Source organism: Microbacterium shaanxiense (assembly GCF_054779995.1).
In genome coordinates, this window is the sequence record NZ_BAAGXE010000007.1 from 13,804 (window position 1) to 39,799 (window position 25,996).

25 protein-coding genes are annotated in these 25,996 nt (G+C 65.2%); 12 read left to right on the forward strand and 13 right to left on the reverse strand.

Annotated features, from left to right (window positions below):
* Nucleotides 1-496: 496 nt before the first annotated feature.
* Both ACYVG2_RS18290 and ACYVG2_RS18295 read right to left on the reverse strand, forming a co-directional pair.
* Entirely contained in the window at nt 497-1,255 is a 759-nt protein-coding gene (locus ACYVG2_RS18290) for an RNA polymerase sigma factor (protein WP_460782289.1), read from the reverse strand.
* A gap of 273 nt (nt 1,256-1,528) precedes the next feature.
* Nucleotides 1,529-2,398 (reverse strand): hypothetical protein, encoded by an 870-nt coding sequence (locus ACYVG2_RS18295; protein ID WP_460782290.1) that lies wholly within the window; start codon nt 2,396-2,398, stop codon nt 1,529-1,531.
* Between the two features lie 259 nt (nt 2,399-2,657).
* On the opposite strand from ACYVG2_RS18295, the gene ACYVG2_RS18300 reads away from it, so the two are divergent.
* On the forward strand, nt 2,658-3,461 hold the full coding sequence (locus ACYVG2_RS18300) for a PrsW family glutamic-type intramembrane protease (protein ID WP_460782291.1): 804 nt from the start codon (nt 2,658-2,660) through the stop codon (nt 3,459-3,461).
* A gap of 10 nt (nt 3,462-3,471) precedes the next feature.
* Entirely contained in the window at nt 3,472-5,058 is a 1,587-nt protein-coding gene (locus ACYVG2_RS18305) for a response regulator transcription factor (protein ID WP_460782292.1), read from the forward strand.
* Nucleotides 5,059-5,106: 48 nt separating this feature from the next.
* Here ACYVG2_RS18305 and ACYVG2_RS18310 read toward each other — a convergent pair whose 3' ends face one another.
* The gene (locus tag ACYVG2_RS18310) at nt 5,107-5,427 is read right to left on the reverse strand and encodes a hypothetical protein (protein ID WP_460782293.1); all 321 of its coding nucleotides are present in this window, start codon (nt 5,425-5,427) and stop codon (nt 5,107-5,109) included.
* A 349-nt stretch (nt 5,428-5,776) separates the two neighbouring features.
* Here ACYVG2_RS18310 and ACYVG2_RS18315 point away from each other — a divergent pair, with 349 nt between their 5' ends.
* Nucleotides 5,777-6,649 carry a hypothetical protein gene (locus tag ACYVG2_RS18315; RefSeq protein ID WP_460782294.1) on the forward strand — a complete coding sequence of 291 codons (873 nt, stop codon included), beginning with the start codon at nt 5,777-5,779 and terminating at the stop codon, nt 6,647-6,649.
* Nucleotides 6,650-7,314: 665 nt separating this feature from the next.
* Here the strand turns inward: ACYVG2_RS18315 and ACYVG2_RS18320 are convergent.
* Genes ACYVG2_RS18320 through ACYVG2_RS18330 form a run of 3 tightly spaced genes read right to left on the reverse strand, consistent with a single transcriptional unit; the run spans nt 7,315 to nt 10,916 of the window.
* Nucleotides 7,315-9,072: an alkaline phosphatase family protein gene (locus tag ACYVG2_RS18320; RefSeq protein ID WP_460782295.1), complete on the reverse strand. Its 1,758-nt coding sequence runs from the start codon at nt 9,070-9,072 to the stop codon at nt 7,315-7,317.
* A 27-nt stretch (nt 9,073-9,099) separates the two neighbouring features.
* Entirely contained in the window at nt 9,100-9,756 is a 657-nt protein-coding gene (locus tag ACYVG2_RS18325; RefSeq protein WP_460782296.1) for a GCN5 family acetyltransferase, read from the reverse strand.
* On the reverse strand, nt 9,753-10,916 hold the full coding sequence (locus ACYVG2_RS18330) for a glycosyltransferase (RefSeq protein ID WP_460782297.1): 1,164 nt from the start codon (nt 10,914-10,916) through the stop codon (nt 9,753-9,755). The genes ACYVG2_RS18325 and ACYVG2_RS18330 overlap by 4 nt, the downstream gene beginning before the upstream one ends.
* Before the next feature lie 512 nt (nt 10,917-11,428).
* On the opposite strand from ACYVG2_RS18330, the gene ACYVG2_RS18335 reads away from it, so the two are divergent.
* Together ACYVG2_RS18335 and ACYVG2_RS18340 are read left to right on the forward strand one after the other, a co-directional pair.
* The gene (locus ACYVG2_RS18335; RefSeq protein WP_460782298.1) at nt 11,429-12,523 is read left to right on the forward strand and encodes a VanZ family protein; all 1,095 of its coding nucleotides are present in this window, start codon (nt 11,429-11,431) and stop codon (nt 12,521-12,523) included.
* 765 nt (nt 12,524-13,288) lie between these two features.
* On the forward strand, nt 13,289-13,738 hold the full coding sequence (locus ACYVG2_RS18340) for a hypothetical protein (RefSeq protein WP_460782299.1): 450 nt from the start codon (nt 13,289-13,291) through the stop codon (nt 13,736-13,738).
* Between the two features lie 64 nt (nt 13,739-13,802).
* On the opposite strand, the gene ACYVG2_RS18345 is transcribed toward ACYVG2_RS18340, so the two are convergent.
* The gene (locus ACYVG2_RS18345) at nt 13,803-14,096 is read right to left on the reverse strand and encodes a hypothetical protein (protein ID WP_460782300.1); all 294 of its coding nucleotides are present in this window, start codon (nt 14,094-14,096) and stop codon (nt 13,803-13,805) included.
* A gap of 255 nt (nt 14,097-14,351) precedes the next feature.
* Between ACYVG2_RS18345 and ACYVG2_RS18350 the strand changes: the two genes are divergently transcribed.
* The gene (locus ACYVG2_RS18350; RefSeq protein ID WP_460782301.1) at nt 14,352-16,145 is read left to right on the forward strand and encodes a VaFE repeat-containing surface-anchored protein; all 1,794 of its coding nucleotides are present in this window, start codon (nt 14,352-14,354) and stop codon (nt 16,143-16,145) included.
* Nucleotides 16,146-17,060: 915 nt separating this feature from the next.
* On the opposite strand, the gene ACYVG2_RS18355 is transcribed toward ACYVG2_RS18350, so the two are convergent.
* Nucleotides 17,061-17,906, reverse strand: coding sequence for an aminoglycoside phosphotransferase family protein (locus ACYVG2_RS18355; RefSeq protein ID WP_460782302.1), 846 nt, complete (start codon nt 17,904-17,906; stop codon nt 17,061-17,063).
* Between the two features lie 168 nt (nt 17,907-18,074).
* A complete protein-coding gene (locus tag ACYVG2_RS18360; RefSeq protein WP_460782303.1) occupies nt 18,075-18,947 on the reverse strand; it encodes a glycerophosphodiester phosphodiesterase in 873 nt (290 codons plus the stop codon).
* Nucleotides 18,948-19,105: 158 nt separating this feature from the next.
* Between ACYVG2_RS18360 and ACYVG2_RS18365 the strand changes: the two genes are divergently transcribed.
* From ACYVG2_RS18365 to ACYVG2_RS18375, 3 genes are read left to right on the forward strand one after another with little or no spacing between them, the layout of a single operon-like run.
* Entirely contained in the window at nt 19,106-19,441 is a 336-nt protein-coding gene (locus ACYVG2_RS18365) for an ArsR/SmtB family transcription factor (RefSeq protein ID WP_460782304.1), read from the forward strand.
* Nucleotides 19,438-19,929, forward strand: coding sequence for an SRPBCC domain-containing protein (locus ACYVG2_RS18370; protein ID WP_460782305.1), 492 nt, complete (start codon nt 19,438-19,440; stop codon nt 19,927-19,929). Before ACYVG2_RS18365 ends, ACYVG2_RS18370 begins: the two co-directional genes overlap by 4 nt.
* A complete protein-coding gene (locus ACYVG2_RS18375; protein ID WP_460782306.1) occupies nt 19,926-20,549 on the forward strand; it encodes a dihydrofolate reductase family protein in 624 nt (207 codons plus the stop codon). Before ACYVG2_RS18370 ends, ACYVG2_RS18375 begins: the two co-directional genes overlap by 4 nt.
* 17 nt (nt 20,550-20,566) lie before the next feature.
* Here ACYVG2_RS18375 and ACYVG2_RS18380 read toward each other — a convergent pair whose 3' ends face one another.
* The 3 genes from ACYVG2_RS18380 to ACYVG2_RS18390 are packed head-to-tail and all read right to left on the reverse strand — an operon-like array spanning nt 20,567 to nt 23,482.
* A complete protein-coding gene (locus tag ACYVG2_RS18380) occupies nt 20,567-21,250 on the reverse strand; it encodes an NADPH-dependent F420 reductase (RefSeq protein ID WP_460782307.1) in 684 nt (227 codons plus the stop codon).
* Nucleotides 21,247-22,332, reverse strand: a complete 1,086-nt coding sequence (locus ACYVG2_RS18385) for an LLM class flavin-dependent oxidoreductase (RefSeq protein ID WP_460782308.1) — start codon at nt 22,330-22,332, stop codon at nt 21,247-21,249. Before ACYVG2_RS18385 ends, ACYVG2_RS18380 begins: the two co-directional genes overlap by 4 nt.
* A 37-nt stretch (nt 22,333-22,369) precedes the next feature.
* The gene (locus ACYVG2_RS18390; RefSeq protein WP_460782309.1) at nt 22,370-23,482 is read right to left on the reverse strand and encodes an LLM class flavin-dependent oxidoreductase; all 1,113 of its coding nucleotides are present in this window, start codon (nt 23,480-23,482) and stop codon (nt 22,370-22,372) included.
* Nucleotides 23,483-23,571: 89 nt separating this feature from the next.
* Between ACYVG2_RS18390 and ACYVG2_RS18395 the strand changes: the two genes are divergently transcribed.
* Nucleotides 23,572-24,057 carry a MarR family winged helix-turn-helix transcriptional regulator gene (locus ACYVG2_RS18395; protein WP_460782310.1) on the forward strand — a complete coding sequence of 162 codons (486 nt, stop codon included), beginning with the start codon at nt 23,572-23,574 and terminating at the stop codon, nt 24,055-24,057.
* Nucleotides 24,058-24,069: 12 nt separating this feature from the next.
* Here ACYVG2_RS18395 and ACYVG2_RS18400 read toward each other — a convergent pair whose 3' ends face one another.
* Nucleotides 24,070-24,921: a sugar nucleotide-binding protein gene (locus ACYVG2_RS18400; RefSeq protein WP_460782312.1), complete on the reverse strand. Its 852-nt coding sequence runs from the start codon at nt 24,919-24,921 to the stop codon at nt 24,070-24,072.
* 71 nt (nt 24,922-24,992) lie between these two features.
* Between ACYVG2_RS18400 and ACYVG2_RS18405 the strand changes: the two genes are divergently transcribed.
* Together ACYVG2_RS18405 and ACYVG2_RS18410 are read left to right on the forward strand one after the other, a co-directional pair.
* Entirely contained in the window at nt 24,993-25,331 is a 339-nt protein-coding gene (locus tag ACYVG2_RS18405) for an ArsR/SmtB family transcription factor (protein ID WP_460782313.1), read from the forward strand.
* On the forward strand, nt 25,328-25,993 hold the full coding sequence (locus ACYVG2_RS18410; RefSeq protein WP_460782314.1) for a cation diffusion facilitator family transporter: 666 nt from the start codon (nt 25,328-25,330) through the stop codon (nt 25,991-25,993). The genes ACYVG2_RS18405 and ACYVG2_RS18410 overlap by 4 nt, the downstream gene beginning before the upstream one ends.
* Nucleotides 25,994-25,996 lie beyond the last annotated feature (3 nt).

A 25,996-nucleotide genomic window follows, 5' to 3' on the forward strand; every position in this document is an offset into this window, starting at 1 on the left:
GCATGTGGATGCTCACGAGTGAGTCTCAGGTAGTCGTCAACCAAGATGTTCGCCACGATCGGCGGGCCATCGGAGTGTGCAATCGGAGTGATTGCCGCGGGGAGCGTCATAGGGTCGACTGCTCGTCGCATGACCCCTCCCCAAGTGTGCGGCGACCGCCGGTCAGCGTCGCTTTCCGTCGAGATTGGTCCCGGCCAATCACAACAGAATCAAGCTATCTGTACGCCATCCACAGGCTCAGGGGCATGGAATGTGGAATCTGACACGGTTCCTGGCGCGGAGGGATACGAGACGCCTTGGTGTCAGAATTCCGTCGACCCTTCGTCGATATCAACGGAGGCATCCCCAGTCCTCCAGAGGCACTAACCCTGCCTCACCCGGCGGCGCCTTCTGGCCTGCCAACGCGGCTCGGGACCCCAGCGACCGCGATGTGGGGGGAGGGCCCCAAGCCTCCCCCCACAGTTTCGGCGTCAGCTGCGGTGGCTGCGTTTCATGACTACTCGTGAGACATCAGCGCTTCGAAGTCCCGCAGGCCCTTGCTGCAGTCACTGCACCTCCACAGTGCGGCGAGCAGCTCGCTGTCTTCCTGCCCCGCGATCATGCCGCCGCTCGTTGTGCTGAAACGGTCTTGGCGTGCGCGGCACCCCGTCGAAGTGCACGCTTGACGAAGCGAAGCGCTTAGCAAGGCGCTGCGCAACTTCTTTTTCGCCCGGTACAACGTTGTGTGAATCCAGGCAGCTGACTGCTGGAAGTTGCCGGTGAGTTCGCGCGCGGGCGTTCCGTCGATCAAGACTCGGATCAACAGTGTTCGATGATCATCCGACAGCGTTCCCAACGCGGCGGCGACGACATCACGGTCCATCTGTAGCTCGATGTCGTACGTGTCTGACACGCCGGCACGAGTGACCTGTTCGTCATCCAGACTCACGTCCTTGGACCTTGGCGACTTGATGTCGTCGAGGAGGCGGTTCCGCATCGACTGAGCAATGTAGCCGGTGACGTTTCGATCGGGTCCGGTACCGCTCGTCCACTTCGACCAGGTCGAGGTCACAGCAGAGGCGAGAAGCTCGTCGGGGTCACCCCGCCAACCGGCGATGTACCGAGCGGAGCGCTGCAGACGATGCCAATGCCGCCGAAGATAGAGGTCAGCGGCTTGCCGCTCGCCTTTGCTCGCTCGCTGGATGAGTAGTTGATCGTCATCGACCCCTGCCCATCCCGGTGTGTCCTCTGTGACTGCGCCCGTGGTCGCGTTCATGCTGGCCCCCTGCCCCGTTCTCCCGCCCATGGGAGAACCTGTAGCTAGGAGACGGCAGAACAGGCGGTCTGATCTGAGTTATGGCAAAAGATCATCCGTGGACTACACCACGAGTCACCCGCTCGGTACCTCGATGGCGGAAGTGCAGTGAGCTCGAAGGCGCGGACTTCACCGTGAACGCGCGCGAGGTCGTCGGCCTATCGCGTGAGACGAGGCGGGAACGTCGCACGGCCGTTTGTGCGTCGTTCAGCACCGATGATCGGGTGGCTTCGTCTATCCCCAGCGCAGGGCCAGTACGCCTACGGGAAAATCGATGCGCTCAGCATGTACCGCGCCTGCGTCGAGTTGGCGTCGGCGTCGTGTCTCCACTCCGTCGATGACTTCTGTTTCCTCGATCCATGTCGGCGTTGCGCCTTCAGCGAATTGGACCCAGAGAACGACCTCGTGTGTTCGCCGTCCGGAGGCGTAACCGCACTCTCTTTCCTCCGGATACCCCTCGGGGTAGTCCATCTGGAACTCGAGGATGGTGGACCGCCCGACCGGTACTGCCCGATCCAATGCGAAAAGGCACCCGAAGGCGTCGGCCGACGCACGCGAGATGGTGCGCGCGACGCGGCAGCCGTACCGCGCACTGAAGACCGGTGCCACGGCGCTGGGAACGTAAGTCATCTCGACCCGCGCGAACTCGGTCATGGGTGTTCGCACGGCTTGGATGCGGATGCGTTGACGCTGGCGCACGACGACCCCCCGGGCATCAACGTCTGCGACGATCTGCACGCTAACGGGACGGACGTTGTCAAGGGACTGCGACAGGAGCAACTGACCGATCTCGTCGATGGAATCGGTAACCGAACCGATCACTTCGGGGATACGTATCGGTGACGGGGCCCCGACGCGTGCGCTCGGGGGGAGCAGCGCACTCAGGGCGCCTGATCCGAGGTGAAGAATCTCCTCCATCCCGGCGACCGCCGCCAAGGACTTGGCACCTTCCGGCGTGCGTTTGCCTGCGCGCCAGTACCCGAGCGCGGAGACCGATACAGGATTGCCGTGGTCCATGAGGCGGTCGCGGAGTTGAGAAAGCGTGACACCGCGGTCTGTCATCGCGAGACGAAGTGCCTCAGCGAACGCCTGGTTCTCGCGCAACTCGTCCTCCTTCGACGCTTTCTGGTGAGCGGCTGCTGAGCGGTGCGGCCGGATACGGCTCAGCGTAGTGGCGACGTGTGCACGGTAAGACGAGTCCGCCGAGCTCACTTCTGCGTTCGGAAACGGCCGGCATCGTTCCACTTCGGTGGGGAGCGCCGCAACGCCGCGTATACGTGGCACCACTTACCTGGTCGATAGGAAGCGTCGATCTGAGCAACGTTGGATGTGCGACCTGATCAGCTTCTGATTGGGTGGGGGGATGGGTCCGGTGAAACCACGCAATCAATCCACTCACTGGTGGGCCGTGGGCCTCTATGTGGCGCTGCTGGCCGGCGGGGGGATCATCGTCGTCCCCCAGCTGGTGGATGGCACGGTCGGAACGACGGGCGCGTGGCTTGTGTGGGTGGGAGGTGCCATTCAGTCCGGACTCCTGTTCGGGATCTCGTTCCTCGCTTTGCCTCGGAGCCGAACAAGCGCGAGCCTTCGAACATTGGCTGCACTCGGCGGTGGATTGATCGCTCTCGCCGCAGGAATCATCGTGAATCAGGGGTCCTCGGTGGTGGCCCCCTTTGCCGAGGAGGTGCTGAAGCTTGGCGTCGTCGGTCTTGTTGTTTGGGTTGGGTGGAGGAACGACCCCGGCCCGCTGCAAGGACTCGTTCTGGGCTTCTTCGTCGGGTTTGGGTTTGAAATCATCGAGGATGTCATCTACGGGCTGAATGCGCTCATTCAAGGCGGTGAAGGTAACGCGTTCGCTTCGCTGTCGGTACGGACCTTTGTCGGGTTCGGACTCCACAACATGCTTACTGCCGTCAGCGGATGCGCTCTGGTCGGGGCTCTGCGCCGTGGGGGGCGCGCCTGGCTGGCGGTCGTAGTCGCACTGCCTGTGACGATCAGCTTGCACTGGGCATGGGACAACCTCCTCTCGACCGTTCCATGGCTGCTTGTGTATGCGGCTGCCATCGGCGTGTTCATCGTCGCCCGCCTCATTGCAACCCGTTCGGAGCAGAACCGGAACCTAGGCACAGTCCGTGTGGAAGATGACGGGTTACCCACCTCCCCCTAACATGTGGGTTGTGGTGGAACGTGAGACCTATCCGCGCGAAGCGATCTCACTCACGATGCTGGACTCTGTCCTCAAAGAGATCCGGAGCATCACCGGAATGCTCGCCGCCCCCCATGTCGCGTCGGGGCTGTGGACGGCGGCGCGCGGCGACAACACCGAGGCAGGGAGGTTGGCCCTCCAGCTGACACAGCACCAAATCGCCGGCATGTCGGTGCTGCCGTTTCCCTTCCCCGCGCTCGGATACGGGGCGCGGTTCGAGGAGGCTGCGGCGCTCTCGCCAGCGAGGAAGCGCCTGCTACAAGTTGCAGCTATGTCGACGAGTGATCGCGTCGACGTGGTCCTCTCCGCTGCCGGCGTTGACGTCGCTGAATTGCTTGCCTTGACGCCGACCTACCTACATGTCAACCGGGGACGATTCAGGTTCACAGACGAACGGCTCAGGTCCTTCTCTTCTCCTGCGGATAGCGCAGGACTGCACAGGGCACTCGCGAAAGCACTCCGCGATAACGGACTTCCCGGCCAGCGCGCCTGGCATGCTGCTCTCGCCCAGCAGGGCGGAGAACCCCGAATCGCTCGAGAGATTCTCGCCCTATCCGGTTCGGCTCTCTCTGGAGGTAGTCCGCATGCCGCATTCGTGACGGCGGGGTGGGTGATCGAGCACGGCGATCAACAGCAACACGCTTCCGCCCTGCTCTTGCGGGGGCAAGCGGCGTTGCTGATGGGATGCCTGCAGGACGCGCGCGAGTTCCTCGGAGCCGCGTCGCATCTCGGTACGCCCGCCCAGCGAGACAGAGCAGCGGTGCTGGTCGCGGCGGTCGATTCGCTCGTCGACGGCCCGGCCGAGGACACGGATCCTCGTCGACGGTTCGTGGAGCAAGCACGTCGCCTCGTCCCTGCGATCGCGACCACGGCCGACAGGAAGGTCATGTCCGCTATATCTGAGATCTCCGGAACGTGGTGGATCGATCCCGATGAAGCTGACGCGATTCAGGCGGCGTCGTTTCTCACCAGCGTCAGTGCGAGACAGCCATGGCCATGGGTATTCGAGCCTGCGTCGCTCTCCCCACTCTTTGAGGCGGTGATGCGCGTGCAGAACGCTGGCTTCCAGATGCAAGCCGGTGACCTGAGCGGTGCCGTCGCTGTGCTCACCGACGTCATCACCCGGCTGCCCGCCACTCACGCGGCTGGAGGTGTCATGCCAGCTGCGCTCCGCCTCCTGCCGCAGCAAGGGCCCGAAGAGCTCTCACATCTGCATCAAGCGTTGACGGCTCTGGGGCCCGCGAACCCGATCCAGTACGAAATCTATGGTCCGGACTCGGGCCGACGGGCGGCCGCAGCGGCACGGACCGAGTTCGAGCCCCCCACTGCATCTCGCAGTGATCTGACACGCCTGCTAAATCAGCTCACGCCGCGGGAACGCGAGACTATTGACTTGGTCCTTGAGGGACGTAGCAACCTCGCGATCGCGTCGCGACTCGTGATCTCCGAACGTACGGTCGAGGTGCACCTGAGGAACGGGTTCAAGAAGCTGAATGTCCGCACGAGAGCTGAGTTGTTCTCTCTCGTACTGCGGTCCGAGAGTGTCGGACGAAGTTGACTTAGTTAACCAGATAAGAAATGCAGGCGACACGTCAGGGCGAAGATATCAGGAGAGCCCGCCGAAGCCGAATACTGTGGTGACGCCTCCGAGTGCGGTGACGGCAGCGAGGACCGCCAGAACCGCCGCGGTGATGGCTAACCCGCGGGGTTCATGACGTAGGAACGCGATCACCGTCAGAACGGCCCCGGTGACCACCAGCACTGCCGTGGTGATTCCGCCAAGGAGTGTCGTGCTCAAGATTGCCATTCCCATTTCGGGAACGGCGAAAAGCGCAACTGTCCCCACAGCGACGATGAGGGCGAGGCCGCCCACCCCGACCGCAGAGACGGCGAAACCGCTTCGGATATTGGTTCGTAGGGCCATCATCGCCGCATTCTATAGATGACGGACGACCGCGCTCTCGTCGCTCCCGGCTCTGTCCTGCCAGCCCGAGAAGCGCAGCGCCCGACGGTGACAGCTCGAGGATGGCCGTTGTCCTCTTCGAAATGAACAACCCCAACGCGAAGTGCCACGCGGCTTGTTCGGTAGCGGCGGCGTCATTTCGCGCCAGAACATCGCAGGATCGAGCAGAAACATCTCCATTGTGAGGCGTTGTCGTGTGTGCGCGAACGCTTCGCATCCTGCTCGGCGAGGCGGTGGTGATTGCCGCTGACGAAATGTTGCTTCCGGGCAACCCGGAGAGGCCGGATCTCAGATCCGGCGATAGGGGAGAAGTATGAGTAATCAAGACATCCAGGCCGAAGGGCCTCAGAGCGAGGGGCGTAGTTTCAAACGTCGTACCGTCGTCAAGGCCGCTGCCTGGTCCGTTCCGGTCATCGCCGCGGCCGTCGCGACACCGCTCGCAGCAGCAAGCGTTCTGGATCCGTGGAACGTGCGCATCTCTGGCGATTGCGTGCTCGATGCCGGTGGTACAGGCCTTCTCGCGCCGGGCTTCCGGGTCGTCGCAGACTCGCCGACCGAACCGATCCCTGCTGTGCTGACGATCACGGAGACCGCGACCGGCACGTGGAGCATGACGCTCCCCGCGCCGAGCGTTCCGCTGGTCGGGACGGTTGACCCGACGCTTGTCCCCGGTGCCGACCTTGCGTTCGGCGGATTCTCGCTGGCGTATGCGAGCGCGATCGTTGCGGCGGTTCTCGTTCCCGCGGCGCTCGCCGCCAATGGGCCGAAGGTCGGTGGCGATCTTTGGGTGACGCCGTCGAACCTTCTCGACTACCTTTCTCCGCCCACGTTCACACGCACCTACTCTGGCTCGGGACTCAACCAGACCGTCACCCTGAGCTGCACCTGGGACATCCAACGTGATCTGACGCTCACCGGCCTCGTGCCAGGCGACCAGACGTACTGGGGCTACTTCGGGGCCCTCGTCCCGCCGAATGTGACGGGTGTACCCGGATACGCAGCCCTCAACACGTTCATCCAGGGCCTCGGGGTCATCCCGGTCGCTGGACCGCTGATCGTCAGCGCGTGGAACACCGCAGTCGGCTCGATCAGCCCGGACCTTCAACTCACCGCAGTTGGCAACTGGACCGATGCCGCGCCCGACCACGTCGGTCAGATCACGAACGTCTTCGCCTTCAGCTGCTGATCGCGAGACGAATCCCCCGGCCGCTCACGGTCCGGGGGATTCGTTGACTCCGGCGAGAGTTGGCCACCGTTCTGGATTCCCCCTGACGTCGTTCGTGAAGCGTCCCACCTGTCCACGCCTTACTTCTTCTCACAGAGGGACACTGCGGTCGCGATCCTTCCAACGGTCGAAGTCTCAGACACGGTGAACGAGGCGGCCGCGGTCGGCGCGCTCGCGGGCGCGAGGACCGCTCCTGCTACACCGACGAAGACCAGCGCATCCGTAGAGCGAGCAAGAGGGCAGTTTTGCTTCTTTGAAGGTTCGTCCGCGCCTCGCATCGAGGAATGTAGTTGGGGGAGGGGGTCCCCACGACCGCCTCCCCCACGGGCCGTCCAGGGAGCGAAGGAGTGTCGGGCCCGGCCTCCGAACACGAAGGGCGTCCGGAGTGAGCCCATGGATGCCGGGCTCATTCGATAGACGATTCAGGGCTACCAATCTGCCCGTGTTTGGAATTCACGAACACCGAGCCTTCCGCATCGGTTGGGGACTGCGGGGGTCCGGTGGCGGGCGGATTGAGGCGGGGCGACGCGATCTCTGCTCTCGAGTTACCCGGCTGCGACGGTAGGTGTGTGCGGGCTGGCGGGGAAAGGGATGCTGGGGAGGGAGAGCCCCCGGTCGTCGGGGTCTTACGCGCCCATGAGATTCGAGCCGTGCTTGTGCAGCTGCTCGTACGCGTCGGCGTAGGTCTGAGGCTCGGGCGCATCGTGATGTCCGAACCGCGCCTGCAGGAGCCCGATCAGGCCGCGGGCAGGCGGGCTCAGCGGCTTGTCCTTGTGAGCGTGTCCGGGGTGCGGCGGGGCTTCCTGCGGGTTGGCGGGGGTCCACTGCGGCACCGTCGTCGGCCAATCGTCCGGATGGCGCGGAGCGTCGAGGTTCACGATCGACAACAGGTCGTTCGCGCCGGCGTCGCGTCGGGTCAACGGCTCCAGCCCATGCAGCGTGCTGAGCGTCTTTATGACCGAACCATGATGCATCTCATCGTTGATGACCGTGCCGCGACGCGTGTAGGCGGACACGGCGATCGCGGGCACGCGGCATCCGAGACGATCGAAGGAGAAGTCCATCTCACCCGCTTCGGCGTCCGCGTGGGGAGGTTCGCCCGCGGGCGGGGGGACATGGTCGTAGGTGCCGCCGTGCTCATCGAACGTGATCAAGAGCATGGTGTTCACGGCGTTGGATCCTGTCGCCGACGCGGAGTTCTTGATCGACATGTAGATGTCATGGATCAGGGCCTCGCCGGCGCGCACATCGGAGACAGCGCTGTCGACCACCTGCACCCCGTCGACCTCACTCTCCCGAAGGACCCCGAACGGCGGGTGGAAGTCGTTGTGGTTGTACGCCATCCGTGGCTCGATGAAGGCGTACGCCGGGAGATCGCCGTTCGCCACATCCTTGTAGAACTGGTCCATCGTCGCGAAGTGGTCGCTCTTCCAGTACTTCTCCAGGACGGGAGCGTGCAGCACCCCGGTGAAGGAGACGAGCTGGAGCTCATCGAAGTAGATCCGCCAACTCAGCCCCGCGTCCTCGAGCCGGTTGAAGATCGTGGGCGCCTCCGGAGCGTCGATCCACTTGCCGTAGCCGCCGCCGTGTTTGTTGGTCACGAAGCCGTGCGACGTGGATGCGTGGAAGAAGGACCGGTTGCAAAACGTCTGCGACGGCACAGCGCAGAACCAATGATCGAACACGGCGAACTCGCGGGCGAGCGTCGAGAGCACCGGCAGCATCTCGGGAGAGAAGCCGCCCATGATGTGTCGAAGGTCGTCGGTTTGCGGCTCGACGCCTTTCTTCAGTCGCCGGTAGTTGATGAAGTAGTCGTGCACGAAACCCGAATTCGTCGGAGTTTCGGTGGAACCCGGCCGATTGAAGGGATGGGTCATCTCTTCGACCCACAGGTGTTCGTTGCCCTGTGGCTCGACATGGTCGAACAGCTGTGTGTTGACGTGCGGGAACTCCTCCCCGGGGTCGGGGTTGGGGTACCCCATCACCTTGTCGGTGTCGCCGTTGTAGACATGAGCGGGGATGACGGTCCCGTCCGGAGCGGTGTTCGAGTAGTCGCCGAACGCCAGCCCGTCGAACTGGGCGCCGGTCGGGAGAGTCTCCGGCGTATACAGCCAGCCGAGCAGGTTGTCGAATGCTCGGTTCTCACCCATCACCACGACCATGTGGTCGAAGCCCGGCGCAGACCGGGGCTGGAGCCCCACGAAGTCATCGGCGCCCGCGGCGAATCCGTCGCGATAGCCGATGGCTGCGCCGGCAGCCGCGCCGCCCGCGGCTCCCAGGCCTCCGGCGATGGCTGCGATCCCGCCCGCTTTGAAGAAGTCGCGGCGCGAGTGCGTTTTGGGGTCGCGGGGCTGCTCGCTGGCTCTGTCGTGATCTCGCCTCATGGTCCTGCCGTTCGCTCGTGTGCCGGTCTAGTAGTTCTCGGCGGGAACTCTCTCGTACCACCAGAAGGGGTGCGTGAGCACATGCATGAGAGGCTCCCTGCCGACCCACGACCCGAAGTGACCCTCACGCCATCGTCCGCTCGAATCGCTGAGGTACTTCATGGAGGGGTTCATGAACCGCTCCTCATAGGCGTGGTAGCGGAGGCCCCACTCGCGCACCAGTTCGTCCGCGAAGGAGGAGCCCCCCATCCGTGCCGGCTCATGAAGGCTCAGGCCACCGATCGGGCGCCCGACCGCAGCCTCGAAGATCGTTCGCTGCCGGTGGGCCCAGTCGAGGTTGCTCGACCCGAGCCACTCTCGCAGGCCGCCTTCGAGGTGGAGCTGCACTTCATGTCCGAGTTCCTCGATCTCGCGTATCGCCAGCAGCGAGGGAAGGCTCAACGGGTTGTAGCCGTGCGCATGCACACGGATGAAGAAACTCGACGTGCACCCGTGTCGTGAATCGATCCGCGCCACTCGGACCGCCAGCTCGATGCTGTTGTCGATGTCGTGGCGAAGGATGAGATGTCGCTCGCGTGGAGCGTCGAGATAGTTCTCGAAGCTCGAGACCGCATATCCTTCGGCGACGTAGGCGTCCAGCGTCTCCGCGTAGGACCGCAGGGAGAAGTCGAGGGGGCCGCTCACGTTCCGACCCCGGAAGCGGTGGCCGAGATGACGTCGACGACACGATCCGCGACGGCCTGCAGCGAGTGATTCCGCGACGCCCACCGGGCGAGGTCTCGACGCTCCTCCGCGGAGGTCAGCGACTCGACCGACTCGACCAGCTGGGCGGCGATGGCCTCGGCGTCATAGGCGCATGCAGCGCCGGCGCGAACCCCTGCGGCTTTCGCCTCGTCGATGAGATCGATGGTCGGGCCGGACCCCGCGAAGATGACCGGACAGCCGGTCATGAAGGAGGAGAACGCCTTGGACGCATACGAGTACTCGTACACCGTCTCCGGCTTGATGGTGGCGAGACTCGCAACTGCCGCGTTCAGGTGAGGCAGAAGGGCGGAGGGCGTCACGGGCTGGAGGAATTCGACCTGTGAGAACACGCCGAGCTCGCGTGCCCGCTCCTCCACGGCGTCACGCGAGGCGCCGTTGCCGATGAACCTCAGCACGTAGCCGGGGTGCTGCTCCGAGACGCGTGCGAAACCGTCGACGAGGATGTCGGCTCCGTGATACGGCGAGTAGCTGCCCGCGTACACGAAGAGCTTCTCGGCCGGCATCTCGAGATAGGTGAACTGAGTGGCATCCGCCCCGAAGCCGGTCACCGTGGCGGGAGCACCGGAACCGAGCGCACGGATTCTGCCGACGACACCCTGCGAGACCGTCACGATGTGCGCCGCGCCGCGAAGTGCGAACTGCTCGACCGCCCGCAGCACACGAACCACCACCCCGGGCACCGGCTCGAGCTGAACGGCGTCGGACCAGATGTCCGCCGCATCGTAGACATAGGGGATGCGGCGCAATGCGCATACCGCTCGCACGACAGCCCCGGATGTCGGCGGCGGCTCGACGAGGACAGCATCCGGCCGAGGACCGAAGAGCAGCCGGAAGAACAGGGGAACGTCGAAACTCACGTAGCCCGTGTAGCCGCGCACGTATCCCGTCGAGTCGCGCAGGACGGGCCAGCTCCGCACGCGCTCACCCCGTGTCTGCGACGGCGTCCCCCGAGGCGGTGACGCCGTGTAGACGTCGACGAGCATGCCCCTGCCCAGCGCGGAATCCACCACCGCACCGAGGAAGATGGAGGCTGCCGCAGGCTCCGGGCGATAGATCCGCGTGACGACGGCAAGCCTCATCGGCGCTGCACTGCTCCTCATCGGGCGCAGAGAGTTCGGGCCGCAGGCTTCGCTCTGTCGGAGTCGGTCCAGCGTCGAGGCTGGAGCGTTTCGCTAGGGTGGCACGTCATCTTTTCCCGTCCCGTGGTCGAAGGGCGGAGACCTCACAGGCATGGAAACCTCCGGGCGCCACACCGACGTTGCGCGCGGACCGAGGCTAGCCGGGCTCGGAAGCGCCGCCGTCCTGTCCGAGCCCGATCTCCGTATTCACTGAGCGCGCATATACGAGTTACCACGTATGTGACCGAGCTTCCTCGTCGGCGATCGGCGGTGTGGTCCCGCGCGGAGTAGCGCTTGCGGGGACCGCATTTCAGGCATCGTCCTGTTGGTGGCGCTCCGCTGCTGGACGCCGTTGCGAAGGATCTCGAGCGGTCCCGTCATCTGGTGCCGCGTCTGTCCGTAGTCCCCGTCAGAGAGAAGATGACGCTATGAGAGAACCGATCATCCTCGGGGGCACAGCGGTCGTACTAGGCGTGGTCATCGGTCTCGCGCTTTTCGTTCCGTTCGTCACGATCAGCTTTCGCAGGCGTGGCGGGCTGAGCCTTGGTCGTTTCGTGCTGTGGGCCGCGGCTCTGGTGTACTTCCTCGCGATCTGGACCTACACACTGCTGCCGCTCCCATCTGTCGCTGACCTCACCTGCGCGAACTCAAACTTGAACCTGTTCGAATTCGTCAATGACATCCGCAGCGCGATCGCCCGCCCCGGTAACACGCTGACCGATCCTGCGGTTCTTCAGCTGGGCCTCAACGTTCTGCTGTTCATGCCGCTGGGTTTCTTCGTACGCGTCCTAGGTGGCCGGGGTGTTGTAACGGCATTGCTCATCGGGCTCGGCGTCTCGTTCTTCATCGAAACCACTCAGCTCACGGGCGTGTGGGGGATGTACCCGTGCGCCTATCGAGTGTTCGACGTCGATGATGTGATGACGAACACGACCGGAGCTGCCATCGGAGCGCTGCTATCTCTCATCGTGCCCGACCGCTACCGCGGCATGGCGCAGCTCGTGGATGCCGGTGTGCCGCGCCCCGTCACGAAAGGGCGTCGTCTGCTCGCCATGCTGTGTGACGCCCTGATCTTCGCGTTCGCCTCGGCCGTGGTGGCTATCGGCACGCACGTGTCGATGAGCTACGTTGCCGAGGGCTCATCCAATGCGCTCGACAGCGGCCTGATCGTACTGACCACGCCAGTGGTCCCCGCCGCCTTGTGGTTGGTCATCATCATCTCGACGGGCCGATCGGTCGGTGATCTGGCCGTTCAGCTGCGTTACTCCGGCGGCCCACTGCCGGTCACGCTGAGAAGGGGCCTTCGTTGGGTGGGGGGAATCAGCGCGTACCCTCTTCTCGCATCACTTCCCCGACCGTGGTCGCTCGCGGCGGGAGCGTTCCTGGTTGTTGCCATCGTGCTTGTTTTCACGACCAAGGGCGGCCGGGGCATCCCAGGTCTCCTCAGCGGAACGCAACTCGACGATGCCCGCGCACCGGATGCTCGCGCACCGGGAGAGAACTCCGACGCGAGGCCCGAAACGGTGCCCGATTGCAGTACGGACCTCAGGTCCGACGATCCTTCATAGCCACCCGGAAGGAGCGTCCGGCAGCGAGTGAGCAATCTTGGCGATCGGGCAGAGTGCGGCCAAGACGATTCGTCACACGCGCTCCCGCAGCGTCTTCGCCACGAATGCCGCTCGTCTGTTCTCACGGTTGCTGGGGGTCCGGGCGCGAGATTTCGGTCGAGTCATCGTCATTCCTAACGCGCTCTGCATGGCGCGAGTCTCGGGCTTCCTCCGTTCGACGGTAAGCGCGGAGGAACTGTGGCGGGTCGGTCCCGCTGCGAGCATTCACCAACTTCTACGGTGAAGGTCGGTCTGGGGGAGCGAATCCCCCAGACCGGTTCCGGCAAAGTGTTCGACTGGTCACGGGCGTCAGTATGAGTCCTCATGAGCAAAAGGGCACCTGCAGCAGAAGACGTGCTGCGGCCATTTTGCCGATGACAGCGCGGTGACGGCTTCCGACGCCACCGCGGCCGGTCCAGTCGCGCACGTGGATCGCTTATGCGCGCTTCGCTTCGGCGCCCTGACGTGGAGGCCAGAAAGCGAGCACTCGGTCGTCTCTATGTCGCGGCTGTCCGGCGGCTGCGAGGGGAGACACCTGTGGTCGCTGAGAGCGAGGTAAGGCGGGCGCCTGGGCGCGACTGGCCTACGCGTCGGAAAGTCGTGATCGGAGCCGCTTGGGCACCGTCTGTCATCGCGGCTGCCGTCGCCGTCCCCGTGGCCGCAGCGTCGAGCATCCCCCTGGCGTGTCCCGTGGGAGTGCGGCCAGCAGTGCAAGCGATCCCGCAGGTGAGCACGTCACTGCCTGTTATCGGGACCATCGGGGAAATCCGTCTGAGCGCCGGTACGGTCCGCGTTGATACGACCGCTCTCGTGCCCATGGACTTTGGCGCCGCAGCGATGATCTCGGTCACCTACACGTTGACCATGAGCAGCGGCACGACTCACATGGCGGTCGGGGAAGAGTCGCTGCCGATCACGATTGGGACAGTCGCGGATCTGCCGGCTGGCACTTTCCGAGATATCAGGTTTCCGAACGGTACCTACACCGCTGCGGCGAGCCTCCAGCGGCCGACGCATCTCACTGCGACCGTGACAATCGAGCTCACCCCGGCGGATAGTTCCGCGCCGATCAGTTGCCCCTACGTCCTATCCTGGTCTCTCGCCGCTGTAGCCACCGGCGCCGTGATTTTCGGTGCGGGCACGCTGACGTACGTCGGAACCATTGCGGCGATCTAGCAGCCCAACGTTATGTTCTCCGGTGTGGCGCCGGCGACACGCTCATCGAACTCGCATCACAGCGTCATGCAGACCCTGCTTGAGACCACCCGGTCGCGCGAAGCAGGAGCAGTCCGAGTGCTGCAAGAAGCTCGACGTAGGAGATGACGAGGCCGACGATCGCGAGCCCGCGCAACGCGCCCCGCCGGAGAACCGCACGGTGTCCGAGCACAGCGGCAGTCACCCCGATGGCGACGAGTGCGAGATACTCGCCAACGCCACCTCGGATAGTGAAGACCGCTGCCAGCGAAAGGACCCCGGCTGCCAGCGCCGCCACATGGTGTGCCCGGTTCTCCTGATCCGTTCCGTTGTTCTGCATGCTGCTCCTCGTCCCACAACAGTGAGCTTGTTCACTGAGGCTCAAACGAATGACGAGCGACTGAGCACGATCTGCCGCGGTGCGAGCTGGGCTCGCTGTCAGATGTGGGCGAGCCCCTCGTCCATGCAGACAGGGAGCTTGCTGTGCGATGTGCGAACCATCACACGCGGCCGAACGTCTGGGACCAGTGGAGACCGCCCGATGTCTCTGGTCCCGCGGCGCTGAAGCGCATTCAAAACGACGAAGGGGACGACAATGAGAATGGCACGAAAGAAAGTGACCGCCGCGGTTCTGGCCGCCACTTTGGCCGGCGCCGGAGCCGCCATGGGAGCTGCCCTACCGGCAGCGGCGGACGGCGCGAACGGCGAGGTGCGCGGCTACCTGTGGCCCGGCACCAACGGAACACCGAACTGGGAGGGTACCTACCGGATGCCTGACGGCGTCGAGGCATGGTGCGCATCCATCTGGGAACCTGAGCCCATCTTCGCTGACGGGTATGGTCAACCCGTGCCGCTCACCAAGGAGGACGGCACGCCGCTCTCCGCCGCTGATATGCAGACGCTTGCCTACGTCGTTTCAACCGCGAGCGACGTCGTCATCAACCAGATCGGAAAGAACGCCGACGATCATGCCGCTGCTGCCTCGGTCGTCATCCATGACATGACCAATGCGATTCCGAGTGAGTATGATCCGAGCTGGCCGCTGGGCTTCTTCGATGCGAACGCTGACCCGAATGGGACGGGACAGCAGACCGAGGCAGTCCACGGGATCTACGACCAGATGCTCACTGAGGCCGGTCTGTATGGTGGCGAGTGGGTCATCGATTTCGATCCTGCGCCTTCGGGGCTTCACGTCGGTGATGCGGTCGAAATCACCGGGGCCCTGCGCACGATCAACGGCACCCCGATTCCCGCGCGCGTGGTGGACGTGTCGCACTTCGAGGGGCTGGACGTCCCCGCCATGACGGTGACGACTGACGTGGACGGGCGATTCTCCATCCCCGGCACGATCATGAACACCAGCGCCGAGTTGGAAGTGTCGCTGAGCGCGCCTGCCGCCACGGTGATGATGCGCGAGCCAATCACTTGGTCGTCGGCGAGCCGCCCGCAGAACATGGTCCTCGTTGACAACACGCCGATCAGCGACACCATCTCTCTCGCCGCGGAGGTGCCGCTTGTTCCGGTGCTGGGTACGAGCGCGACGGATCAGGCTGATGGTGACAAGGTGCTGCCCGCTGCGGGCGGCACGATCATCGATGTCGTCTCGTTCGAGAATCTGATCCCCGGTACCGAGTACACGGTGCGTGGTGAGCTGATGGACAAGACCACGGGCGAGGGCACCGGCATCACCGGTGAGATGACCTTCACCCCGGCCACTGCGAACGGCACCGTCGAGGTCCTGTTCACGGTTCCGGCGGGTCACGCCGGTTCCACTCTTGTCGTGTTCGAGCGTCTATACGATGCGGAGGGCACGCTGGTGGCCACGCATGAGGATATCGACTCGACGGAGCAGACAGTGACCGTCACCGAGGTGCCGCTTGTTCCGGTGCTGGGTACGAGCGCGACGGATCAGGCTGATGGTGACAAGGTGCTGCCCGCTGCGGGCGGCACGATCATCGATGTCGTCTCGTTCGAGAATCTGATCCCCGGTACCGAGTACACGGTGCGTGGTGAGCTGATGGACAAGACCACGGGCGAGGGCACCGGCATCACCGGTGAGATGACCTTCACCCCGGCCACTGCGAACGGCACCGTCGAGGTCCTGTTCACGGTTCCGGCGGGTCACGCCGGTTCCACTCTTGTCGTGTTCGAGCGTCTATACGATGCGGAGGGCACGCTGGTGGCCACGCATGAGGATATCGACTCGACGGAGCAGACAGTGACCGTCACCGAGGTGCCGCCGGTAACACCCGGTGCCCCGATCACGCCGGGAGGCCACACTGGTCTCGCGTCGACTGGTGGTGCCGCACCGTTCCTGTTGATTGGTTCCTCGGTGATCCTTCTTGCGCTGGGCGGGCTGCTCGCAATACGTCGGCGGGCGCGGATCTAGCAGCATGGGTCGTTGGGCGGTGTCGGGCCTTCGGCGCCGCCCAACGCCTTGGCCTCCGGCGAGCGCCTGCAAGTGGCGATCGCAACTCCCCGTCCACAACGAAGGAATCGGTGGCGATGCACCCGTCAGAGCACACTATGACGCGAATTGCGGTCGACTCTTTCATGCCGACTCGACGGCTAGTGCGTGCGGAAGCCGCTGTCCGCCTGGCACTGCGAGATTTCGAGTGGGTAGGACGCCCCGCAGCACCCGTGCGGCTCGTCGGAGTCCAGGAGCAGAAAGCCGTTGTCGCCATCGGCGCGGACAGCTATGCCCTGCCAATGACCACGGCGGCAGAGCTTGTGGTCGCAACGGTGGAACACGTCCAGCGCAGCGAGGCTGAAGGCGGAAGGTGCTGGCCTGATCTCCCGGCGATCGGAGTGCTCAAGCCCGCGCTCGCTTACGGCGACGCGCTATGGGTGACGCCCGATGGGGGGCCGTTCTGCCCCATCGGGCGCTTGTTCTTCGGGGCCTCAGACGACGCATAGCTGCATTGTCCCTCAGGGCAGTGAATGCCGAGTACTTGACTATTGGTGGCCACGGGCACCGCGCACAGAGAGAGCGACCAGCCCTGCACTGCCCGATGGCACCTTCTGAGGAGGCACGCGTCCCTCGTTGCCGAGAGGCTCAAATGAGTACTGACACAAGATCTGTTATCGGCCCGCGTGCGGCTCTACGTACAACTCCTCGTCTCGGTCGGCGAAACTCAGACGCGGATGTGGCTGGAAGCGGCCTGCTTTTGCGAATGTAGGATTTCGCCATCTCGCGTGGAATCCAGCGCTCAAGATCGATGCCAACTAGCGCGGAAACCGCCGGATCCTCGCCATCTAGGTCCGGAACCTACACTGAGCCAGGGTTCCGGGTGAACCCGGCGACCTAGGGCGCTGTGGAGAGGACTTCGGCCAGCACACGCTGCTGAGTTCTCCCGGCGTCTGAGCTGGACTGGTTCGACATCGTCGCAAGTGCTTTCCACAGGGCCCATCCTCGCGCGCGTCGCCATGTTGCATCATCGAGGGCGACCGACTCGCGAAACGCCGCACGCGCCTCGCCATCAAAGTAGGTCCACGCGATGACGAGATCACATGCGGGGTCGCCGATCCCGCATGTGCCGAGATCGATGACTGCCGAGAGTCTCCCCTCGTCTGTAAGAAGGTTGCCGGTGGCAACGTCTCCGTGAAACCAGACCGGCTCGGATTCCCACGCAGACGTCGTCGCAGCGAGCCAGATCTCTCGGCACCGCTCCGCGTCGACGTCGTCTCCCAGACGTTCGAGGGCGATCTGCACTTGATCGCTGTACACGCTCGGGTGACAGCCACGGTAGAAGGAATGTCGTCCCGCTGGGGCGCCCGCACCCGTCGGGAGGGATCTCAGTGTGCGCAACACGGATCCCAGATCGTCGGCCAAGGAGACCCGATCGATGAGCGGATTCTCGTCGATCGTGTCACCGGGCAACCATCGACGTACCGACCAGGGAAGCGGGTACTCCTGGGTCGGCGCTCCGACTGCCATGACACCGGGGACAAGAATCGGAAGCTTCCCGTCGAGGAAATCGAGCGCGCGCTGCTCTTTCTCGACAGCCGCGGCATAGGCCTCTCCACTGGGCAACCGCACGGAGAGGCCATCTCCCAGGCGAAACGTCCGGTTGTCCCACCCCTGCTGCGGAACCGCACGAATGCGCAGCGTGCTCCAGCGTGGAAACTGCTTCGAAATGAGTTCGGCCACCAGGGGCTCGTCGATCTCGATCTTGGTTCCTCCCAGCGCTTTGTCGTCTATTGCTACCACTCAATCATCGACAGCGTGCTCAAGCACGTCAGCGCAAGTGAAGACGCCGCACCATGAGAGGCGGCCCGCCCGATCCGAAGATCGAGCGGGCCGCTTGGTGAGGATCGGTCAGCGCTTCTCGATGTTGCGCTGAGCGAGCAGGTTCTCGAGCACGTCGGGACGGTTGGTGATGATCCCGTCGACGCCGTAGTCGAGCAGACGCGCCATGTCGGCGACCTCGTTGACCGTGTAGGTGTTGATGACCATGCCGGCGTCGTGCACGGCGTCGACGTAGTCGGCCGTCACGGCGCCGTAGTTCGGGTTGACCTGGTCGGCCCACTCGCCGTACGCAGCGAGGTCGGCGACGGGAACCGTGCCGAGCAGACCCACCGGAACCTGGGGCTGCAGTTCGGCGTAGGTCGCCATCGACTCCCAGTTGAAGCTCTGAACCGCGAGGCGCTCGCTGGCGAGAGCCGAGTTGACGTAGCCGGGGAACGAGTCGAAGACGTCGATGACCTCCTGCTCGACACCCGGATACAGCTCGGGCGACTTGAGCTCCATGATGATGCCCGAACGGCTCGACCGCACCTGCGACACCATCTCCGCGAGCGTGGGAACCTGCTCGCCGGCGAACTCCTCGCCGAACCACGATCCGGCATCGAGCTGCTTGATCTCCTCGAGCGTGAAGTCGGCGACCTTCCACGGCGCGCGGTCCGGGAAGACCTCTTCGACGTTCGTGGTGCGCGTCAGCGTGGTGTCGTGCATGAGCACGGCGACCCCGTCCTTGCTGAGCTGGACGTCCGACTCGATCCAGGTGGCCTTCTGCTCGATACCGACCTCGAATGCGGCGAGCGTGTTCTCCGGCGCGTAGGCCATCGCGCCGCGGTGCGCCGTGGTGATGACTGAGACCTTCTCCGGCTGGGCGGCGATGGCAGGGGTGGCGACGAGCGAGAGCCCGACGATACCGGCCGCGGCGGCCAGCGTGAGTGTGCGAGTGCGCATTGGTTGATCTCCTTAGGAGGTGGTTAGCACTGGACACCTCCACGGTTTCGTCCGCGCGTGACGTCACCGTGTCCTCGAGGTAAATGATCACGGAAAGGTTACGAAGGCCTGGGCTGAATAGTTTGCCTCACGGCAAAGTGTTTGCAATACTGTTCCACATGGCTAACCATTCGCAACCGTTGGACGAGGTGTTCATCGCACTGGCCGACCCCACCAGGCGCGAGGTCATCCGCCGTCTGGGGCACGGGCCGGTGAGCGTCGGAGAGTTGGCGCGCCCTTTCGCGATCACGCTGCCGTCCTTCCTGAAGCATGTGCGGACGCTGGAGTCCAGCGGACTGATCCGCACGGCGAAGTCCGGGCGGGTGCGTACCTGCACGCTCAACCGTGAGCGACTCGCACTGCTCGACGAGTGGCTCGCCGAGCAGCGGCTCGTCTGGGAGGGCCGCACCGATCGCCTCGAGCAATTCCTCACGAACCCGAAGGAGACACCGTGACCGTCAACGAGATCGGTCCCGACTACGACCTCACCCTGCAGCGCGTCATCCGCGCATCCGCCGCTGACATCTGGCGAGCCTGGACCGACCCCTCGCAGCTCGCACAGTGGTGGATTCCAGCCCCGATGATCACCCGCGTCGACGCGCTCGACGTCAGCCCGGGCGGAGGGTTCGTCACCCGCATGAGCGAGGACGGGGAGAAGTTCGTGCCCCATACCGACGCCGTGTTCCTCGTCGTCGAGAACGAACGGCGGCTGGTGTTCACCAACGCCGTGACCAGTGCCTGGCGACCGGCCTCGCCCGAACCCGTCGCGATGACAGCGGAGATTGTTCTCGACGAGCATCCGGTTGGCACCGACTACCGGGTCGTCGTGCGACACGGGGATCCTGCAGCTCGTGCGCATCACCAGGAGTTGGGCTTCTTCGACGGGTGGGGATCGGTCACCGCAGCACTCGCCGACCTGGTCGAGCGGGGCGCGGCAGAGTGAGGATCAGCATCACTCAGTTCGTCACTCTCGACGGTGTCAGCCAGGGGCCGGGATCGGCTGAGGAGGACACCAGCGACGGTTTCACGCGCGGCGGGTGGTTCGTGCCCTACCTCGACGAAGCCTTCGTGAAGACGGCATCCGATTGGCTGGACCTCGCCGACGGTCTGCTCCTGGGACGCCGCACCTATGATGCGTTCGCGCGGGACTGGCCGCACATTCCGGAACCCGACCCGTTCACCGCCCGCATGAACGCCCTCCCGAAGTACGTCGTGAGCAACACACTCCGCAGCGGTTCGTGGAACCCGACCACGGTTATCGGCGGCGACCCCATCGAATCAGTGACGTCGCTCAGGAGTCTGCCCGGCGGCGAGCTCCAGATCCATGGCAGCTCTCGCCTCGCCTCCGCGCTGCTCGCCGCCGGCCTCGTGGATACCCTGCGTCTGGCCGTGGCGCCCGTCATCATCGGGCAAGGGCGTCGGCTGCTTTCGCATCCGTCGGCGGATGCCGGGCTTCGCCTCGTGAGGCACGACGCCACCGAGAGCGGATTGCTCGTGCTCGAGTACGCGACGGCAGGTGCGGCGCCCCTTGCCGATTACGAGGGCAGTCCCGCCCTGCCGTGATGGCGTCGAATTGGATATCAGTTCGCAGCGCGCGTGGGTGAATGCTCCGCGGCGGCCACCTCGATGAGCGCACGCAGCTCGTCGACGGGGAGATCGGCGCCGAAAGTGGGCTTACCCGGCTCGAGCAGAACACCGGCGGCGAGCGGCCCCGCGACGAGGGGATCGAAGCCCAGCGCGTCGACGAACCCGGAGACGCGCGCGACGTCGGCCTCCCGGTCACCCGCGATCGCGATGGCCTTGCGCCCGTCCGCCCCTGCCGGTCGAGCCTCCTCTTCGAGGTCGTGATAGCCCATGTGGTTCAGGGCCTTCACGACGCGCGACTGCGGCAGGAACTCCTGCACGATCTCGCTCGTCGAGGTGCGAGGGTCGTTGAGGTCGTCTCGTATTCCGTCGGTCTCCCACCAGTAGTTCATGGCATCCACCACGAGCGTGCCCTCGAGCTCCGCGGCCGGCAGATGGCGATACTTGCCGAGCGGCAGCGCGAGCACGACGATGTCTGCATCGCGGGCCGCATCTTCCGGACCGACGGGGATCGCGCCCGGTGCGAGCACATCGATCGTGAGCGCGATCCGCTCTGGGTCGCCGGATCCGGCGATGAGCACGCGGTAGCCCGCGGCGATCGCGAGGCGCGCCAGTACGGTCCCGACCTTGCCCGCTCCCAGGATGCCGACGGTCGGCCTGCCACCGTTCGTCTCGATCATCGCCGGAACGCCTCTCCGGTGACGGCGGACTGCGCGGGCGCTTCCGCCAGCAGTTCGCGCACCATCGGGATCACCTTCGTGCCGTACAGCTCGACGGCACGAAGCCGCGCGCTCGCCGCCATGGCCCCGCCGGCGGTGTAGATGAGGTCGAACCGACCGACATCCAACGTGCGGATGGCTGCCGCCGTCTTCCTCGCCACCGTCTCCGGCGAGCCGACGTACAGCGATCCGCTCTCGACGTCCGCTTCGAACTCGGAGCGACGCAGCGGCGGCCAGCCGCGCAGCGCTCCGATGCGGTCGCGGATCACCTTGTACCCGGGGTAGAACGCCTCCATCGCCTCTTCATCGGTCTCGGCGATGAATCCGGGGGAGTGCATGCCCACCGGGTAGGCGGTGGTGCCCAGCTGCTCGGTCGCCCGCCGGTACAGATCGACATACGGTGCGAAACGGGCAGGCGCGCCTCCGATGATGGCGAGCATGAGCCGGAATCCGTAGTGCGCGGTGCGAAGCACGGACTGCGGCGATCCGCCGACGCCCACCCACGTGCGCAGCCGCCCGGAATCAGTCTTCGGGAAGACGTCCGCCTCGTGCAGCGCGGCGCGGGTCGTTCCCTCCCAGGTGACGGGCTTCTCATCCAGCAGGGCGTGGAACAGGTCGATCTTCTCGTCGAAGAGCAGCTCGTAGTCGGTAAGGTCATAGCCGAACAGCGGGAACGATTCGGTGAAGGAGCCCCGCCCCAGGATGATCTCGGCGCGTCCGTCGGAGAGGGCGTCGAGCGTGGCGAAGCGTTGGAACACCCGTACCGGGTCGTCCGACGACAACACGGTGACACCGGAGCCGAGACGGATGCGCTCGGTCGCCGTCGCGATTCCCGCCAGTACGGTCTCGGGGGAGGAGATCGCGAACTCGGGGCGGTGATGCTCGCCGATCGCCACCGCCTCGATACCCAGGTCGTCGGCGAGCACTGCTTCAGCCACCGTGGCGCGGATGGCCGCGGCGTAGGAGACGACGGCACCCCGGTCGTCGCGTGGAAGGTCTCCGAAGGTGTCGATGCCGAATTCGAGGTCGGTGAAGTCGCTCATGATCTCTTTCTTCTCGTGGTTCTCAGCTCTGGTGGATTCATGCGTGGGCGGCTTTGCCGCCCTTGACGATCTCTGCGGGTGCACGGCCGGTGAGATGCCACTCGCCCGGGTCCTCGTCGAGCAACTCGCGCACCCGGGGTGCGACGCGTTCACCGAACAGGCGGATGCTGTGCTCTCGGGCGTCGCGCGGCAGATGCAGCACGTCGTACTTCAGATCGAAGCGCGACAGGTGGTTGGCACGGACGATGCCCGCGATCTTCTGTGCCACGGTCTCCGGAGATCCGACGAACAGCGCACCGGTGTCGACCTCGGTCTCGTACCGCTCGTGGGTGGGAGCGTAGAAGCCGCGCTCCTCGCTCATCGCGGTGACGACCGGCTGCCAGTGCTTCCAGTGCGTGTCCTTCGCGTCCTCGTCGGTGTCGGCGATGAACCCGAGGGAGTGCTGACCGATGGGCAGCTCGGGCCGGCCGAACTGCGAGAGCGCACGAAGATACAGCTCGGCGTGCCCGGCGAACCGTTCGGGGCGTCCGCCGATGATCGCCATCATCAGCGGCAGGCCGTTCCTGGCTGCGCGCACGACCGAGTCGGGGCTTCCACCGATGCCGATCCAGGTCGGGATCCCGCCATCGGGCATCCGGGGGTGAAGACGTACGTTCTCCAGCGGCGCGCGGTACCGACCGGTCCACGTCACCCGGTCCTCGCGCATCAGACGCAGGAACAACTCGAGCTTCTCCTCGAAGATCTGCTCGTACTCGGCGATGTCGTAGCCGAAAAGCGGGAACGATTCGATCGCCGATGCGCGCCCGAGTACCAGATGCGCCCGACCGCCTGACAGGCCGTCGACGGTGGCGAACTGCTGATAGAGCCGCACCGGATCCTGGGTAGAGAGCACGGTGACAGAGGTGCCGAGCCGTATGGTCGATGTCGCCTGCGCGGCGGCGGCGAGGATGACGGGAGTGGCGGCGTCGACCATTCCCTCGCGGTAGTGCTCGCCGATGCTGAACACGTCGAGCCCGACCGATTCGGCCAGTTGGGCCTCCTCGACGAGCAGCCGCAGCGATTCGGCATCCGACATCACTCGTCCGCCGTCAGTGGCGACGTCGCCGAACGAGTTCAGCCCGAACTCGACGTCACCGATTCGAATCGCCATGATCAGCATCCTTCCCGTCACCGGAGCATCCGAATTGACGTGTCAATGCTGCAACATGGGTATTGACGTGTCTATTCCGAGGAGACCAGATGACTCAGCACCACCGCACGATGCCGACGCGGGAGCAACTGCGTATCTGGCGCGACTACATCGAGACGGCGCAGGTGCTGCGCACGCGGTTGGGCAGTCGCCTGCTGAGCGAGTCGTCGCTGTCGAGCGGCGACTACCAGGTGCTTCTCGCGCTCACGGAGGCGCCGCAGTACACGCTCCGATCGGCGGAGCTGGCCGCTCTGATCGGATGGGAGCGCAGCCGGCTCTCGCATCATCTGGGCCGGATGGAGAAGCGTCACCTGATCAGGCGCGTCCCGTGCGTCGACGATCCGCACGGAGTGGATGTCACAGCCACCGACACCGGCCGCGAGTCGTTCCGGGCCGGGTCGGTGCCGCACCTGCGCGCGGTGCGCGAGCTGTTCATCGACGCTCTCACCCCGCAGCAGCTCGCGCACCTCGACGACATCTCCGCTGCGCTCCAGCGTCATCTCGGTACGGACGGCCCGCCCGCACCCACGGTGTGACCTCGCGCCCGACTACTCGGGTCGTGCGATGCGGCGTGCGGACTCCGCGATCATCGCGGAGTACCCCTCGACGTACGTCGGGTACTCCAGATGGCCGAGGAGCGATCGCAGCAGCGACCCGTCGTGCACGAATCCCGTCGGTCCGGCCGACGAGTCGTCGGGCGGTGGGTCGACGCCGAGCGTGCGGGCGATGTGCTCGACGACCTCACCCAGCGGGGCGGATGCCGCATCCACGGCATGCACGAGTGGCGGCGGGTCCGGCATCCGCAGCAGCAGGTCGAGTGCGCGCACGAGATCGACCTCGTGGATGCGGTTCGTGCGCCGCCGATGGTTCACGATCGCGTGCTGATCCACCTGTCGAAGGAGGAAGCCCCGGCCGGGGCCGTAGATCCCCGCCGGTCGCACGATCACCGCACCGAACATCTCGATCGCTGCGCGCTCGCCGTCGCGCAGTCCGCGCGCGCGTTCGCTTGCCGGCGCCGGCTCGTCGCGCTCGGTGATGGGGTGCGCGGATGCCGTGCCGTCGAAGACCCCGGTCGACGAGACGAAGACCGTACGAGCGGGGGCGTGGGGAAGCGCCTCCGCGAGGTGGCCCAGCGCCGTGCGATAGCCGTCGACGCCACCGGGTGGCGGGAGTGTGACGACCATCGCATCGACCGCTGGCAGATCCGCTTCGATGGGAGACGCCAGATCTGCGCGGATGCCGTCGACGCCCTGGGGCAGCGGATCGTCACTGCGCCGCAGCGCGATGACCTCTCCGCCGTCGGCGAGCAGTCGCGGCGCGAGGCGCCGACCGAGCTTGCCGAAGCCGACGAGGAGAGTGCGGGCCGGCCGTGCGGGGAGCGGATCGGGGAGCGAGTTCATCGACTCCAATCTGTCACATGACGCGCGGGTGCCGGACGTGATTATTCAGCAAAACCTGTATCGTCGACCACATGATGACGATGACGGCCACTGTGACGCACACCGCTGCGCTCGCACGGCTCGGCCACGCTCTGTCCGACCAGACCCGCGCGAGTGTCCTCCTCGCGCTCCGCGAAGCTCCGGCGTATCCGTCCGATCTCGCCGAGGCGCTGGGAGTCTCCCGGCAGGTCATGTCCAATCAGCTCGCGTGCCTGCGCGGGTGCGGCCTCGTCGAGGCTGTTCCAGAAGGGCGGCGCACGTCGTATCGCCTCGCCGACCCGCATCTGGCGCCCGCGCTCAACGAACTCCTCGGCGTCGTGCTCCACGTCGAACCGGAATGCTGCACCGGCGAGAGGTGCACGTGCGCATGATGTCCTCGAGCGTCACCGCCGACAGCCGCCGGCACATTCTGCAGCGCCGCATCCGTTGGATCGTCACGGCCACGATCGTCTACAACCTCATAGAGGCGGTCGTCGCGATAACTGCCGGGTCGGTCGCGTCCTCGACGGCTCTGATCGCGTTCGGGCTGGACTCGACGATCGAAGTGCTGTCGGCGGCGGCGGTCGCCTGGCAATTCACCCGCCGCGACCCTGAGCGATGGGAGAAGAGCACGCTGAGAGTGATCGCCGTGGCGTTCTTCGCGCTGGCGATCTACGTGACGGTCAACTCGGTGCTCGCTCTGCTGATGCGAGTCGATGTCGAGCCCTCTCCGGTCGGGATCGCGATCACTGCGCTCAGCGTCGTGATCATGCCCTTCCTCTCCTTCGCAGAGCGCCGTGCCGGGAAGGAGCTCGGGTCTGCGACCGCGATCGCAGACTCCAAGCAGACTCTCCTGTGCACCTATCTCTCCGCCGCTGTCCTCGTCGGCCTCGTGCTCAACAGCCTCCTCGGCTGGTGGTGGGCGGATGCGATCGCGGGCCTCGTCATCGCGGCCTTCGCCGTGCGCGAGGGCTTGGAAGCCTGGCGCGGAGATGCGTGCGCGACCTCGGTCGGGATGCTGCTGGAAGAGGAGAACGAGGCGCACGAGCACTGAACT